The following is a 15,313-nucleotide window of genomic DNA, read 5'->3' as shown; positions in this document are numbered from 1 at the left end:
TAGTACCGGCGGCATGGCAGGCTGAACTGACGTCCGCGATCCCCGCACGGGGACAGCACCGAAGGGAGCCCCGCCATGGCCGTCGAACCGCTGTCGCAGAAGGAGATCGAGGACCGGCTGGCCGAACTGCCCGGCTGGTCCCTGGACGGCGACCGCCTCACCCGCTCCTACCGCCTCGGCTCGCACTTCGCGGCGGCGGCGCTGGTCGTCCACATCGCCGGCATCCAGGAGGAACTGGACCACCACTCCGACCTCACCCTCGGCTACCACACCGTCTCCCTCAGCGTGAACACCCACAGCGCGGGCGGCGCCGTCACCGGACAGGACTTCGCCCTCGCCCGCAGGGTGGAGGACATCGCCCCAGGCCACGGGGCACACTGAGCGGTGTGCTCGACTACGAGAAGGAAGCCGGCCACTACGACACCCTGCGCGGCGGCGAGGCCCGCGCCCACGAGGCCGCACAGGCCGTCCTCGGGCTGGTACCCGGGACGTCGGGACGGCTCCTCGACGTCGCCTGCGGCACCGGGATCGTCACCCGGCGGCTGGCCGCCGCGCGCCCCGGACTGCGGGTGACCGGCGCCGACCTCACCCCGGCGATGGTCCGCAGGGCCTCGGCCCGGCTGCCCGGCGCGGTCGTCCGGGCCGACAGCCGCAGGCTGCCCTTCCCCGACGGCACCTTCGACGCGGTCACCAGCATCTGGCTGCTGCACCTGCTGGACGACCCGGAGGACCTGCGCACGACGGTCACCGAGTGCGCCCGGGTGCTGCGGCCCGGCGGGGTGTACGTCACCACGGTCGACAAGGCCGCCGCGCACAACGTCGGCAGCGACATCGACGCCGTCCTCGCGGCCCGCCCGCGCCGCCCCGCCGCCGACGCCGCGGACACCGTCACCGCGCACGCCGTCCGCGCGGGGCTCCGGCCCGCCGGCCAGGGCTCCTTCCGCGGCACCGGACAGGGCCGCAGCCCGCGCAGCACCATCGCCGACCTGCGCCGCGGCTGGTTCACCCAGCTGCCGCCGGGCGAGCCGCGCAGCGAGGAGTTCGCCGCGCGGCTGGCCGCCCTCCCCGACCAGGACCGCCCCCGCCCCGATCCGCGCTTCGGGCTGCGGGCCTTCCGCAAGCCGGGGCCGGCCTGATCCGCCGGAAGGGCCAGGGGGAGGCGCGGCTGCACCTCGAAGGCGCCCCGCGGACCCGTCGCGCGGAGCAGTCGCCGCTCCGGGACAGGGAAGGAACGGGAAGGGCGCCACCCGCTTCTCGCGGATCCGGATTGCGCGGTGCACGGCAGTCGGCCGCTTCTCCGCGTGGTCGAACGCGTCCTTCCCGCTCCTACCAGCACACCACGGGAACCGCCGGAGCACCAGAGGAGTCAGGCGGTCGTGCAGGTCCTGTCGCCCAGCCTGAACGACGCCGGCTTCCCGTTCGAGCCCGACCAGCTCCCGGTGAAGCCGAAGGCCACCGAGGAGCCCGCCGCCACGGAGCCGTTCCAGCTCGCGTTCCTCACCGTCACCGCCGGCCCGGACTGGGTGTGGCCGGCGTTCCACAGCTGGGTGATCTTCTGGCCGTTCGCGAAGGACCAGCCGAGGGACCAGCCGTTCCAGGCCGTCGAGCCGGTGTTGGTGAGCCGGACGTCCGCCTGGAAGCCGTCCGACCACTGGTTGGTGATCCTGTAGGTCACCGCGCAGGCGCCGGACGGGGTCGGATCCGGTGTCGTACCCCCGTCACCGCCCCCGCCGCTCGTGTCGGAGGTGTCGCCGTAGATCACTCCCCGGCCGTTCGTCGCGACGTACACGCGGCCGTACACCCGCGGGTCACCGGTGATCGCGGCGCCCGTCCAGCCCCACTGGTGGGCGTCGTCGTTGATGCGCGTCCAGGTCGCGCCCTCGTCCGTGGACCGGAAGATGCCGCGCACCCCGCCGATCTCGGCGCCGGCGTACAGCGTCTGGTACCTGGCCCCGGTCGCGGCCTTGCCGAAACCGATCGTGTCGGCCTGCTCGACGCCCGCCAGCCTGGTGAAGCTCGCGCCGCCGTCCGTGGAGTGCCACAGGCCGTACGCCCCGTCCGCGGCACCGCCCGCCAGCCAGATGTCGCCCCTCGTGCCGGGCAGCGCCTTGAAGCGCACGCTGTCACCGCTCGGCAGACCCGTCGCCGCGGAGGCGGTGAAGGTCGCGCCGCCGTCCGTGCTGACGTAGAACTTCCCGGACCTGAAGCCGTAGAAGGTCTTCGGGTCGACCCGGTCCGACTCCACGATCGCGCCGGACGGGATGCCGCTCGACGCCGACCAGGAGCTGCCGAAGCCCGTCGTGTACCGCACACCCGTGCCGGCCGGGCTCCACACGAACCGGCTGCCGTCGGAGGCGGCCGCCACCGTGCCGCCCCCGCTGACCCCCGAAGGGTCCGTGCCCGCGAACCAGTCGGCGCCGTTGTCCGTCGAGAACGCGACGTGCGGGCCGGAGTCCACATCGCCCACGCGGACCACCGTGTTCGGGTCGGACTCGGCGAAGTCCAGGCTGGTGGTCGTGGTGAAGGCGGGTGAGGTGTACATCATCGACGGCACCTCGGTGAGGTCGGTGTGCCGGAAACCGCCGATGTCACCGAGCGCGCTGAACAGCCGGGCGCCGCCGGAGGGCGGTGCCGCGAGGTCGTTGACGGCCGTCTCCTCCAGACCCCGCACCATCGGCTTCACCGTGAAGGTGCCGCCGCTGTCCCACGCGGACAGGTTCTCGGTGCCGTAGATCGTCGCGCCCGTCCCGTACATCATCCGGCCGGAGTCGAACGGGTCGATCTCCAGGGACTCGGTCATCCAGCCCAGTTTCGGCGTCTGTTCGGGCGGTGAGGGGTTCGCGCCGAAGGTCAGCCAGGGGGAGGAGGACACGTCGATGGTGTACCGGTTCGAGCGGTTGGGGTACGACGTGTAGTCCCAGGCCTTCGTCCAGCTGCCGCCGCTGTCGGTGGAGCGGAAGATCTGCGTGTCCGGCCACCAGGAGCTGTACGCCGTCGCCATCACCGTGCCCGGGTGCTGCCGGTCGACGGTCAGTCCGCCGAAGCCGTACGAGGTGTCGGCCTCCGCGACCGGGCTGATGTCCGTCCAGGTGCCGGTCGCCGTCGCGTACCGCCACAGCCGGCCCTTGCCGCCGTCGTACGGGCCGCCCTTGTCGCTGTAGGCGAGGTAGAGGTGGCCGTTCTCGGCGTCGAGGACGCCCTTGTGCGCCAGGTAACCCGTGGGCTGCCCGGCCAGCCGGGTCCAGGTGGCGCCCGCGTCCGTGGAGCGGTAGACGGCGTTGTCCTTGTCGGCGACCCCGACGTAGATCGTCTTCGTCGCGGTCCCGGCCGACCCCGTCGACTCGTCGAAGGTGACCCAGACGATGCCCTGGTTGTCGCTCGCGTACCCCGTCGTGTCGCTCGGGTCCTGCCGGTAGGTGCCGGGGTTGGGGAAGTTCGTCACCTGCGACCAGGTCGCCCCGGAGTCCGTCGACCGCCACAGGCCCTTGCCGCTGGGCGCGCCCAGGTACAGCACGCTGTTCCGGTGCGGGTCGATGGCGAGCCGCTCGCCCATGCCCCGGCCGGGCATGTTGCCGCCCAGCTTGAACGGCAGGTCCGCCTTCTGCCAGCTCGCGCCCCGGTCGGCGGAGCGCAGCACCGCGCCGTTCGTCGGGTCCCAGCCGTTGGTGTACGTCCCGACGGCCGCGTACACCCGGTCCGGGTCGGCCTGGTCGGAGGCGAGGCTCACCACGCCGGTGTGGCCCCACTCGTTCCAGCCGACCGAGTCCAGCAGCGGGGTCCAGCTCTTCGTCGACTCCTGCCAGCGGTAGGCGCCGCCGATGTCGGTGCGGGCGTAGACGAGGTTCTTCTCGGAGCGGTTGAAGACGATCCCGGGGACGAAGCCACCGCCGTCGATCCGGGCGTTGTTCCAGGTGTACGTGTCGGCGGCGAAGACCGCCTTCGGGGCGGCGCCGGCGGCCAGTGCGGGCGGGGTGCCGGCGAGCAGTCCGGCGGCGAGGGCCAGCACGGTGGTGAGGACGCGGGTTCTTCGCACGGTGGGGGTCCTTCCTGGAGGGGAACGCGCGACGACGGGGCGGCCCCCAGTGCGGGTGGGGGCCGCCCGTCGCGGTACGCGGAGCCTTGGCGGGGACTATTCGAGAAGCTCCGCGTACGAGCCCATGGCCAGGGCGATGTCCGCCTCGGCCCAGAAGCGGTGGTACGTGAAGACGGGCGCGGCACCGCCCTTGAGGTAGGCCTCGATCTTCGACCAGTTGGGGTCGCTCTTGTAGAAGGACCGCAGCGAGGAGAACGTCGACGACGAGTTGATCGCGTCACCGTTCGGCATGGTGCCGGTCCAGCCGCTCGGCACGTACACGCTGTCGCCGAACCGGCTGTAGTCGGTGCGGGTCTCGGGGACGGCGATGCCGAGGCTGTCCTGGTAGTTGCTCCACATGCCGTCCAGCAGCGCCTTCGCCGTGGACTTGGCGGCACTGTCACCGGACTTGGCGGCGTAGTACGTCAGGGTCTTGGCGTACGCGGCGGCCACGCCGACGTCGTCGGTGTAGTCGGCGACGGTGACGTGCAGTCCGCTGTTGGAACCGGGGCTCGACGCGTTCCAGGTGTCGGGCTGGCCCGACCACTGGAGGGTGGAGGGGATCCGGTAGGTGCCGTCCGGGTTGATCGTGGTCTTGGACAGCGCCCACTTCACCCACTTGTCGAGGACCGCCTTGGCCTGGGCGTTCCCGGTCTGCTGGTAGTACTCGGCCACCCGCTCCATCGACCACGCCTGGAAGCCGAACCACTGGTTGGACGGCGGGTCGTGGTAGACGGGCTGCGCGTCGTAGTACATGCCGTAGAAGGTGGACGTGCCGGCCGGCGGGGCGGCGTACCGGCCCTGCCAGCTGTTGGTCGCGCCGCCCGCGATCCCGCCCTCGGAGGACTGGAGCCACTGGTAGAACTCCAGCTGCCGCTGGAGCGACTTGCCCCAGTCGCCGGCGCCCGTCGCCGACTTGGGCTTCAGGTCGGTGTTGGAGCTGAGCGCGTAGGCGGCGAGGGGGTTCTGGTAGCCGCCGTGGACATGGCTGGAGCCGATCCGCCAGGCCCAGCCGGCGGAGGTGTCGGTGGCGCCGCCCCAGGCGTAGTACCAGGACAGCAGGTAGTGCGAGGCGTCCTTGCCGGTGCCGGCGGGGCAGGACGGGCTGGTGCAGTTGCCGATCTTCTTGAAGTACTTGTCGTACATCGCGTACCGCAGGTAGTCGCCCATCTTCGCGGCCTTGGCGACCGTGCCGGACACGTCACCGCTCTTGCCCTGCGCCTTCGCCCACACGTCGGCCCAGTAGGCGGCCTGCACCGCGCGCGCGTCCGCGTCGGGGGCGTCGGTGTACTTCCACTGCTTGGCGTAGGAGCTGTCGCCGGTGAACAGGTCCAGGTAGCCGTTCTTGCCGCCGTACTTGAAGGCGTCGCAGGTCGGCTGCGGGACGGTCTCCCAGACGGATTCCTGCGCACCGCGCTGGAAGGTGTTGATGTACGACGGTCCGGTGGCCGTGGGGCCGGCCTCGCACTTGCCGGGCTCGTTGCCGTAGCCGTAGACGTTGTCCACATCCTGGATCCAGTGCATGCCGTAGACGTCGTCCGTGCCGTAGGCCGACTTCAGCTCACCGGCGATCGGGTCCGAGCCCACCGGCACCGAGGTGTCCAGCTTCGCCGGGTACTCGTTCGGCGTGTCCAGCTCCGGGGCGTACGTCGCCGGCTTGGAGGCGTTGTAGAAGGAGTTGGTCGGCTGGTCGGCGTGCGTGGGGATCATGTACTTCTCCATGAGGTCCCACGCGCCGTTGAACTTCGACCAGTCACCGGTGACCTTGCCGTACATCGCCTGCAGCCAGAGAAGGTAGCTGTACGCCTCGGACGTGGTCTCGTGGCCCTGGTCCGGCGCCTCGACGATCAGCGTCTCCACCGAGTGGTACGGGATGCCCTCGGGGGAGAAGTAGCCGTTCGCCGGGTTGGTGATCTTCCCGTAGAGGTCCAGGAAACGGGCGTCGTACGCCTTCGACGCGGGCAGTTCGGTGACCGTGACCGTCGCCTTGGTGTGGCCGGTGGCCGAGGCGGTGAAGGTCGCGCTGCCGGTGCCGGAGGCGTCCGCCGTGATGGTCACCGGCTGCGCGGTGTTCCAGTTCGACGGGGTGAAGGTCAGCGAGGAGCCACCGGTCACGGACAGACCGGAGTTGCCGTCCGTGCGGGCCGTGCTCACGGTGACGTTCGCGCCGGGCTGGGTCGACAGCTTCACCGAGAAGGTGCCCGACTTGCCCTGCTGCACCCCGAGCTGGCTCGGCGAGGCGACCACGGCGGGGCCGGAGGCGACGGTGATGCCGACCGGGGTGGAGGCGGCGGACGCGCCCAGGCTGTCGTACGCCTTCGCCACCAGGGAATGACTGCCCACGGACAAGCTTGAGGCCGAGAGCGAGTACGGCGCGCTCGTGTCCGTGCCCAGCAGCGTGGTGTCGTCGTAGAACTCCACTTTGCCGATGGTCGCGTTGTCGGCCGCCGCCGCGGTCGCCGCGAGCGGCACCGCCTGCCCCTGCGAGTAGACCGCGCCCGCGCTCGGGCTGGTCAGCACGGTGACCGGCGGCTGGTGGGCGCCGGCGCAGGTGGTGCCGTTGACGGCGAAGGAGGTGGGCGCGGTGTTGGTGCCGCTGTAGGTGAACTGGGCGCCGGTGGAGACGGCGGCGCCCGCCGCGATGGTGCCGTTGTAGGAGGCGTTCTTCGCGGTGACCGTCTGGCCGGACTGGGACCAGGTGCCGTTCCAGCCGCTCGTCAGCTTCTGGTTGCCCGAGTAGGCGTACGTCAGCGTCCAGCCGTTGAGGGTGTCCGTGCCGCGGTTGGTGATCGTGAGGTCGGCGGTGAAGCCCGAACCCCAGTCGTTCGTCTTGTAGTCGACACTGCACTGCACGGAGGCCGCGTGCGCGGCGGTGTTCGCGGTGGCGAGCATCGACAGGGGCAGGGCGAACGCGGCGGCCACCGCGGTCCACAGTCGGCGCGACGTTCTGCGTGTGCGTCCGGGATCCATGTGCTGGTTCCTCCTTGCGGGCATGGCGGCTCGGTGAGAGGTCAAGGCTTGAACCAGTGGGAGCGCTCCCATAGTGGGGACGGGGCCAGGACCGGTCAAGGTGCTTGAAGAGTCGAAAAGATTCGACGGATCCGGTTGAGGAAAAAATCCAGCAACGCCCCTGGGCATTCCGGCCACTTGGCGCTACCTTCACTCGCACCAGTGGGAGCGATTCCGTTCAGTCGACGCGTCCGTCACGGCGCGCCAAACTGCAAGGAGTCGCTCATGCGACACCCCCCGCGTTCAGTACTTTTAGCCGCCGCCGGTGCGGTCGCGCTCGCCTCGAGCGCGCTCGTCCCGGCGGTCTCGGCCCAGGCCGCCACGCCCGCGTGCACGGTGGAGTACACCGTCACCAGCCAGTGGGACAGCGGCTTCCAGGGCTCCGTGAAGATCACCAACAACCAGACCGCGCTGAGCGGTTGGAAACTCACCTTCGACCTCACCGACGGGCGGAAGGTCACCCAGGGCTGGAACGCCAAGTGGTCCCAGTCCGGCACCACCGTGACCGCGGCCAACGAGAGCTGGAACGGCACGCTCGGCACCGGTGCGAGCGTCAGCGCCGGATTCCTCGCCTCCTCGTCGGGCGGCAACACCGTGCCCGCCGTGTTCAAGCTCAACGGCACCACCTGCAACGTCGACAGCGGGCCCACCGACCCGCCGCCGACGGACCCGCCCCCGGTCGGCGGCACCGCGCCCGCACTGCACGTCTCCGGCAACAAGCTCGCCGACGCCGGCGGCAGAACCCGCCGTCTGCTCGGCGTCAACCGGTCCGGCGGCGAGTTCATGTGCGTGCAGGGCTACGGCATCTGGGACGGCCCGGTGGACGACGCGGCGATCAAGGCGATCGCCGACTGGAAGGCCAACACGGTCCGCATCCCGCTCAACGAGGAGTGCTGGCTGGGTCTTTCCCACATCAAGCCCGAGTACGGCGGCGCCAACTACATCGCCGCCGTCAAGGACCTGGTGGCCCGCGTCGAGGCGCACGGCCTGACCCCGATCGTCGAACTGCACTGGTCCTACGGCCAGTACACGGGGAACTCGGCCGGCTGCTCCGACGTGCACGCCACCTGTCAGAAGCCGATGCCCGACATGCAGTACAGCCCCGCGTTCTGGTCGTCCGTGGCGAGCACCTTCAAGGACGACCAGGCGACCGTGTTCGACCTGTTCAACGAGCCCTACCCGGACCGGGCGACCGCCGGCACCACGGACGCCTGGAAGTGCTGGCGGGACGGCGGCACCTGCCCCGGGATCTCCTACGAGGTCGCCGGCATGCAGGACCTCGTGGACAGCATCCGGGCCACCGGTGCCGAGAACGTCATCATGGCCGGCGGACTCGCGTACTCGAACGACCTCAGCCAGTGGAACACGTACAGGCCCACCGACCCGGCCGGCAATCTCGCCGCCGCGTACCACGTCTACAACTTCAACACCTGCTCGACCGAGAGCTGCTGGAACTCCACCCTCGCACCCGTGGCCGCCCAGGTCCCCCTGGTCGCCGGGGAGATCGGTGAGAACACCTGCGCCCACGGGTTCACCGACCAGGTCATGAAGTGGTTCGACGACCGCAACCTGTCGTACCTGGGCTGGACCTGGAACACCTGGGACTGCTCCTCCGGGCCGTCCCTGATCTCCGCCTACGACGGCACACCCACCGCGTACGGCATCGGGCTGCGCGACCACCTGCGCGCCCTCAACCCGTAGATCCCAACGGAACACCGAAGGAACCCGCACTCATGAGTCGTACCACCCATACCACACTGCTGGTGGCCCTGGGGCTTCTCGCCGGCGCCTCCGGAACGGCGTTCGCGGCCCTGCCGTCCGGCTCGGCCTCCGCCGCCGCGGCGGCCTGCGCCGTCGACTACAAGATCCAGAGCCAGTGGGACACCGGCTTCACCGCCGCCGTGACCGTCACCAACAACGGCGCCGCCAAGTCGAGCTGGGCGCTGAAGTGGACGTTCGGCGGCACCCAGAAGGTCACCAGCGGCTGGAGCGCGAAGATCACCCAGAGCGGTACCGCGGTCACCGCCGCCAACGAGAGCTACAACGGCACGCTCGCGACCGGCGGCACGGTCAGCTTCGGCTTCAACGGCTCCTACAGCGGAACCAACTCCGTCCCCGCCACGTTCACGCTCGACGGCGTCACCTGCAACGTCGACGGCGGCACCGGTGGCAGCACCGGTGGCAGCACGGGCGGGGACACGGGAGGCAGCACCGGCGGCAGCACCGGTGGAAACACGGGAGGTACCACCGGGGGCAGCACCGGTGGCAGCACCGGCGGCGGAGGCGGTGGCGACACGGGCAGCCGCGCGGACAACCCCTACACCGGCGCCAAGGTCTACGTGAACCCCGAGTGGTCGGCCAGGGCCGCCGCCGAACCGGGCGGCAGCCGTGTCGCCAACCAGCCCACCGCGGTCTGGCTCGACCGGATCGCCGCCATCAACGGCGTGAACGGCGGCATGGGCCTGCGCGCCCACCTGGACGAGGCACTGAAGCAGAAGGGCTCCGGCGAACTCGTCGTCCAGCTGGTCATCTACGACCTGCCCGGCCGCGACTGCGCCGCCCTCGCCTCCAACGGCGAACTGGGGCCGAACGACATCGACAAGTACAAGGCCCAGTACATCGACCCGATCGCGTCGATCCTCTCCGACGCCAAGTACGCGGGCCTGCGGATCGCCACCGTCATCGAGCCGGACTCGCTGCCCAACCTGGTCACCAACGCGGGCGGCACCGCCGGCAGCACCGACGCCTGCGCGACCATGAAGTCCAACGGCAACTACGAGAAGGGCGTCAGCTACGCCCTGGACAAGCTGGGCGCCATCCCGAACGTCTACAACTACATCGACGCCGGCCACCATGCCTGGCTCGGCTGGGACTCCAACCTCGGGCCCACCGTCCAGGAGTTCTACAAGGTCGCCACCACCAACGGCGCCAGCCCGAGCGACGTGACGGGCTTCATCGTCAACACCGCCAACTACAGCGCCACCAAGGAGCCGTACTTCAAGGTCACCGACAGCGTCAACGGGCAGACCGTGCGCCAGTCGAAGTGGGTCGACTGGAACCAGTACGTGGACGAGCAGTCCTTCGCCCAGGCGCTGCGCGACAAGCTGGTCGGGGCCGGGTTCAACAGCGGCCTCGGCATGCTCATCGACACCTCCCGCAACGGCTGGGGCGGCTCCGCCCGGCCCACCAAGTCCGGCCCGCTGACCTCCGTCGACGACTACGTCAACGGCAGCCGCGTCGACCGGCGCATCCACGCCGGCAACTGGTGCAACCAGAGCGGCGCCGGCCTCGGTGAACGGCCGACCGCGGCCCCGGCGGCCGGGATCGACGCCTACGTGTGGGTCAAGCCCCCGGGGGAGTCGGACGGAGCCAGCTCCGCCGTCTCCAACGACGAGGGCAAGGGTTTCGACCGGATGTGCGACCCGACCTACGGCGGCAACGCCCGCAACGGCAACAACCCCACCGGCGCACTGCCGAACGCTCCGCTGGCCGGGCACTGGTTCTCCGCCCAGTTCCAGCAGCTGATGCAGAACGCCTACCCGCCGCTGTCCTGACGCGGTGACCCCGCCGGGACCCGGGTGCCACCCGCCCGGGCCCCGGCGGACGGAACGGCATCCCGTTTTGCCGGACCGGCAACACCAGTGGCCTCCGCCCGGCATGCCGTCGCACCCTGACGGCATCCGGAAGAGAGGCTGACCACCATGGCGCACGACCACCACGAGCACGGGCACGGACACCGGCACGGGCACGGGCACGGCACGGACATCGACTGGAACGAGATGGGCCCCCTGCTGGAGTCGCAGGCGGAACTGTTCAGCCCGGTCTACGAACGGGCCATGGCCTGGCTCGGGCAGCAGGTGACCGAGCCGGGACTGATCGTGGACGCGGGCAGCGGTCCCGGAGTGGTCTCCTGCCTGTTCGCCGAGGCGTTCCCCGGAGCCCGGGTCGTCGCCGTCGACGCCACCGCACCGCTGCTGGAGCGCGCCCGCGCCCGCGCCGCCCGCCAGGGCGTGGCCGACCGCTTCGACACCCTCGCCGGTGAACTGCCCGATGTGCTGGAGGCGTTGGAGTACCCGGCGGACCTGCTGTGGGCCAGCCGCAGCCTGCACCACCTCGGCGACCAGCGGGCCGCGCTCGCCGCGTTCGCCGCGCGGCTCGCCCCCGGCGGCACCCTCGCCCTCCTGGAGGGCGGTCTGCCCTCCCGCTTCCTGCCCCGGGAGATCGGCATGGGCCGCCCCGGACTCCAGGCGCGGATGGACGCGCTGGAGGAGGAGTGGTTCGCCCGGATGCGCGCCGACCTGCCGGGCTCGGTCGCCGAGACCGAGGACTGGCCCGCCCTGCTGACCTCCGCCGGCCTCAAGCACACCCGTACCCGGACCTTCCTCCTCGACCTGCCCGCCCCCGTCGGCGACCGGGCCCGCGCCTATGTCGCCGCGCACCTGTCCCGGCTGCGCGAGGGCGTCGGGGACGCCCTGGACGCCGAGGACCGCGCCACCCTCGGCCGGCTGCTCGACCCCTCGGACCCGGCGAGCGTGCACGTCCGGCCCGACGTGTTCGTGCTGGGCGCGTACACCGTGCACACGGCGGTCCGTCAGGGGTGACGCGGGCGGACACTTGACTTGGAGCGCTCTTCAAGTGGTGGACTCCCTGCGATCACCGACACCACAGGGGGGCCACACATGACCACGAACGACGCTCCGGTCGCGCTCGTCACCGGCGGAGGCACCGGTATCGGCGCGGCCGTCGCCCGGCAGCTGCTGGACGCCGGGTGGCGGGTCACCGTCACCGGGCGCACGGAGCAGCGACTGCGGGACTTCGCCGACGGACTCGGGAATCCGGCGGAACTGCAGACGGTGGCCGGTGACGCCGCGGCCTTCGAGGACGTGCAGGACGCGGTCGGCCGCACCCTCGAGGCGTACGGCCGGCTGGACACCGTCGTCGCCAACGCCGGGGTCGCCACCCACGACACCGTCGCCGAGGGAGACCCGGCCGGCTGGCCCGAGATGGTGCTCACCAACGTCCTCGGGCCGGCCCTGCTGATCCGGGCCTCCGTCGGGGCGCTGAAGGAGACCGGCGGCCGGATCGTCCTCGTCGGCAGCGTCGCCGGGTTCGTGAACGGCCCCGGCAACCTCTACGGCGCCACCAAGTGGGCGATCACCGGGCTGGCCGAGAACACCCGGCGCCAGGTCACGGACTTCGGGATCGGCGTGACGCTGATCGCCCCCGGCCGGGTGGAGACCCCGTTCTGGGACGGGCTCGGCCACCTGCCCCCGGGGCACCTCCTCACCGCCGGCCAGATCGCCGACTCGGTCGTCTGGGCGATCCGGCAGCCGGCCGGGGTCGATGTCAACACCGTCGTCATACGCCCGCTGGGCCAGCCCAACTGACGTAAGGGATACCTCAGTTGTTGGCGATGAACTGCCTGGCCAGCTGGTCGCCGAGGGAGACGGCCGCGCTGTGGCTCTCGATGGGGGAGACCTTGGAGTTCTTGAACAGGATGTAGGTCACGCCCGAGTCGGTGCCGCCGGTCTCCGGGTCGGGGTCGATGCCGAGCGCCTTGGCGGTGGCGTACGACGCCTCTCCGATGATCTTCGAGGGTCCGGTGTCGCCGACGACGGCGTACTCGACCTTGTCGTTGTAGACGACGGCGACCACACCGCCGCCCTTGATGCCGGCGTTCGTGTAGTTCCAGATGCTGCTGGTGCTGGGCACCACGACGTACGGCAGGGTCTCCGCCTTCAGTGGCTTGCCGTCGGACTGGTGGAAGGCGGTGTCGTCCTGGTACCAGGGGTCGCGGTCCTCGTTGCAGTTGGCGGTGCGCTGGCCGTCGCAGTCGACGTCCATGTCGGCCTTCCAGAACACCGCCCCGTTCTTGCCGCACACGGGGACCGTGGCCGAGGTCTCGTCGTCGGTCTTGTACTTGCCGTTGGAGACCTGCGAACAGGACGTCACCTTGGCGAGCAGGTCGGCGGCGCTGACCGTGCCCTCCTGGGCGGATCCGGGAGCGGGTAGGGGGTCGGCGGCGGAGGCGTGTGCGGGCAGGAGTCCGGCCGCGAGCAGGGCGGTGCCGGAGGCCGCGGCAAGAGACAGCGTGCGGAGGCGCATGTGGGGGGACCCTTCTGTTAGGAAAGTTTCCTTACCGGGTGGCCACCACGGTGACCCATCGCCATGCCCTCGTCAACCCTGGGATTGCGAACGGCTGAATTCCATGCGTATTGCGGTGATTTGCCGCACCGGAGAGACTGGAATGGGTGGAGATCTCTCCATACATCCGTCTCCGTCTCGGCGGTCTCCATGCCCCGGAGGTGAGGCTCGTGTTCGTACGCGCGGTGTACGCGACCGGAGATCCGGCGCTGCTCGGCACGGCCGTCCGGTCACTGAACAGCGAGGGGCGGGACCTGCTGGAGGAGCGCCCCGGATACCGCGGCGCGGGCGTGTTCGCGGACCGGGAACTCGGCAAGCTCCTCGCGGTGAGCTGGTGGGGGACCGAGGAGGAGCAGCGGCACAGCGACGAGGTGATGCGGGAGCGTCGCGGGGCGCTGCTGGAACCGTTCGCGGGCACCGTGTCGGTCGCCGACTACGAGGTGCCGGTGCTCCATCAGATCAGGCCGCCGCGTCAGGGCGGCGGCCTGCGCTACTCCAGGATGGAGTTCGACCCCCGCGACGCGGATCTGGTCGTCGACACCTTCCGGGCCACGGTGGTGCCGAGGGCCGAGTCGCTGCCCGGACTGGCCCGGACCGCTTTGCTGGTCGACCGTGACCGGGGACGGGCCCTGGCCGGCACGGTGTTCGTGGACCGCGCCTCCATGGCGGCCTCGCGCGCGGCGGTGGCGACCGTGCGCCACGAGGCGTCGACGAAGGCGCACGCGGACGTCGTCGGGCTGGAGGAGTTCGAGGTGGTGTACGCGGACGTGCGGTTGGAGTGAGCCGGACGTGAGGCCGGCGTGTGGCGTGTGTGAGCCGGCCTCGCGGTGTGCGTGAGCCGGACGTCCGCTCGGCGTGAGCCGGACGTCCGCTCGGCGTGAGCCGGACGCGCGCTTGGTGTGAGCCGACGGAAACGGCCGTGCGGCCCGCGGTCGGGCGGGGCGCACGGCCGTTCGCGGCGGGGGTGGTGCCGCCCGGGTCCGGCTGTCAGGCCGCCCGGGGTGTCACCGTCCGCGTGTCAGGCCATGTCGAAGGAGGCCGGGTCCGGGCCGAGCCGCCGGTTCTCGTCGAGCGCGCTGATCGCCGCGAGGTCCTCGTCGTCCAGGCTGAAGTCGAACACCTCGATGTTCTCCTTGATCCGGGACGGCGTCACGGACTTCGGGATCACGATGTTGCCGAGCTGGAGGTGCCAGCGCAGCACGATCTGGGCCGGGGTGCGGTCGTGCTTCCGCGCGATCGCGACGATCGCCGGAACCTCCAGCAGGCCCTTGCCCTGGCCGAGCGGCGACCAGGCCTCGGTGGCGATGCCCCGCTCCGCGTGGACCTCGCGCGCCTCGTGCTGCTGCAGGTGCGGGTGCAGCTCGATCTGGTTGACCGCGGGGACGACCGAGGTCTCCGCGAGCAGCCGCCGCAGGTGCTCGGGCAGGAAGTTGGAGACGCCGATGGCGCGGGCCCGGCCGTCGGCCAGCAGCTTCTCGAACGCCTTGTAGGTGTCGACGTACCTGTCCCGGGACGGCAGCGGCCAGTGGATCAGGTACAGGTCGACGTAGTCGAGCCCCAGCTTCTCCAGCGACGCGTCGAAGGCGCGCAGCGTGGAGTCGTACCCCTGGTCGCCGTTCCAGAGCTTGGTGGTGACGAAGATGTCCTCGCGGGGCAGGCCGGAGGCGGTGATGGCCTTGCCGGTGCCCTCTTCGTTGCCGTAGATCGCAGCGGTGTCGATGCTGCGGTACCCGGCCTCCAGCGCCGTGGCGACGGCCCGCTCGGCCTCGTCGTCCGGCACCTGCCAGACGCCGAAGCCCAGCTGGGGCATCTCGACGCCGTTGTTGAGGATGATCGGGGGGACCTTGCTGCTCACGAGCCTCTTGATCCTTCGGTTGTCGACAGGTGTTACTCCCATGGTCAACGATCACGGGCCGTTCCGCATTCCTGATCGCGCAATCCGTACCGACTGACCGGTGCGTCGGTGCGTCGGTGCCGCGAGCCGAGTCCGGCCGGAAACGCGTCCGGCGTTCCCGCCGGACCATTGACCGGCGCGCGGGACCGCGCCCCTGTGGGACACGTACCTGCTGCTGACCGGCCTGCGCGGCT

At 70.9% G+C, this 15,313-nt stretch carries 11 protein-coding genes; 7 read left to right on the top strand and 4 right to left on the bottom strand.

Annotated features, from left to right (window positions below; all coding sequences use genetic code 11):
- Positions 1 to 75 precede the first annotated feature (75 nt).
- Together ACZ7N4_RS13310 and ACZ7N4_RS13305 are read left to right on the top strand one after the other, a co-directional pair.
- A complete protein-coding gene (locus tag ACZ7N4_RS13310; RefSeq protein ID WP_471357471.1) occupies positions 76 to 381 on the top strand; it encodes a 4a-hydroxytetrahydrobiopterin dehydratase in 306 nt (101 codons plus the stop codon).
- Positions 382 to 386: 5 nt separating this feature from the next.
- Entirely contained in the window at positions 387 to 1,136 is a 750-nt protein-coding gene (locus tag ACZ7N4_RS13305; RefSeq protein ID WP_471357468.1) for a class I SAM-dependent methyltransferase, read from the top strand.
- Positions 1,137 to 1,366: 230 nt separating this feature from the next.
- Here the strand turns inward: ACZ7N4_RS13305 and ACZ7N4_RS13300 are convergent, their stop codons facing one another.
- Together ACZ7N4_RS13300 and ACZ7N4_RS13295 are read right to left on the bottom strand one after the other, a co-directional pair.
- Complete coding sequence (locus ACZ7N4_RS13300; protein ID WP_471357466.1) at positions 1,367 to 4,033, bottom strand: cellulose binding domain-containing protein; 2,667 nt, start codon at positions 4,031 to 4,033, stop codon at positions 1,367 to 1,369.
- Between the two features lie 96 nt (positions 4,034 to 4,129).
- Positions 4,130 to 7,042 carry a glycoside hydrolase family 48 protein gene (locus tag ACZ7N4_RS13295; protein ID WP_471357463.1) on the bottom strand — a complete coding sequence of 971 codons (2,913 nt, stop codon included), beginning with the start codon at positions 7,040 to 7,042 and terminating at the stop codon, positions 4,130 to 4,132.
- A gap of 264 nt (positions 7,043 to 7,306) precedes the next feature.
- Between ACZ7N4_RS13295 and ACZ7N4_RS13290 the strand changes: the two genes are divergently transcribed.
- The 4 genes from ACZ7N4_RS13290 to ACZ7N4_RS13275 all read left to right on the top strand — a co-directional run bounded on the left by ACZ7N4_RS13290 (position 7,307) and on the right by ACZ7N4_RS13275 (position 12,468).
- On the top strand, positions 7,307 to 8,782 hold the full coding sequence (locus tag ACZ7N4_RS13290; protein WP_471357460.1) for a cellulose binding domain-containing protein: 1,476 nt from the start codon (positions 7,307 to 7,309) through the stop codon (positions 8,780 to 8,782).
- 32 nt (positions 8,783 to 8,814) lie between these two features.
- The gene (locus ACZ7N4_RS13285) at positions 8,815 to 10,635 is read left to right on the top strand and encodes a glycoside hydrolase family 6 protein (protein ID WP_471357457.1); all 1,821 of its coding nucleotides are present in this window, start codon (positions 8,815 to 8,817) and stop codon (positions 10,633 to 10,635) included.
- Between the two features lie 147 nt (positions 10,636 to 10,782).
- Complete coding sequence (locus tag ACZ7N4_RS13280; RefSeq protein WP_471357454.1) at positions 10,783 to 11,682, top strand: class I SAM-dependent methyltransferase; 900 nt, start codon at positions 10,783 to 10,785, stop codon at positions 11,680 to 11,682.
- 78 nt (positions 11,683 to 11,760) lie between these two features.
- Positions 11,761 to 12,468, top strand: coding sequence for an SDR family oxidoreductase (locus tag ACZ7N4_RS13275; RefSeq protein WP_471357451.1), 708 nt, complete (start codon positions 11,761 to 11,763; stop codon positions 12,466 to 12,468).
- A gap of 13 nt (positions 12,469 to 12,481) precedes the next feature.
- Here ACZ7N4_RS13275 and ACZ7N4_RS13270 read toward each other — a convergent pair whose 3' ends face one another.
- Positions 12,482 to 13,186, bottom strand: a complete 705-nt coding sequence (locus ACZ7N4_RS13270; protein WP_471357447.1) for a glycoside hydrolase family 75 protein — start codon at positions 13,184 to 13,186, stop codon at positions 12,482 to 12,484.
- Between the two features lie 209 nt (positions 13,187 to 13,395).
- Between ACZ7N4_RS13270 and ACZ7N4_RS13265 the strand changes: the two genes are divergently transcribed.
- Positions 13,396 to 14,007 carry a hypothetical protein gene (locus ACZ7N4_RS13265; protein WP_471357444.1) on the top strand — a complete coding sequence of 204 codons (612 nt, stop codon included), beginning with the start codon at positions 13,396 to 13,398 and terminating at the stop codon, positions 14,005 to 14,007.
- 236 nt (positions 14,008 to 14,243) lie between these two features.
- Here the strand turns inward: ACZ7N4_RS13265 and ACZ7N4_RS13260 are convergent, their stop codons facing one another.
- A complete protein-coding gene (locus ACZ7N4_RS13260; RefSeq protein ID WP_471357441.1) occupies positions 14,244 to 15,080 on the bottom strand; it encodes an aldo/keto reductase in 837 nt (278 codons plus the stop codon).
- Positions 15,081 to 15,313 lie beyond the last annotated feature (233 nt).

The sequence above is a fragment of the Streptomyces sp. NPDC107654 genome (assembly GCF_055639035.1).
Note: the sequence above shows the minus strand (reverse complement) of the source record. Positions and strands in the feature narration are given on the sequence as shown.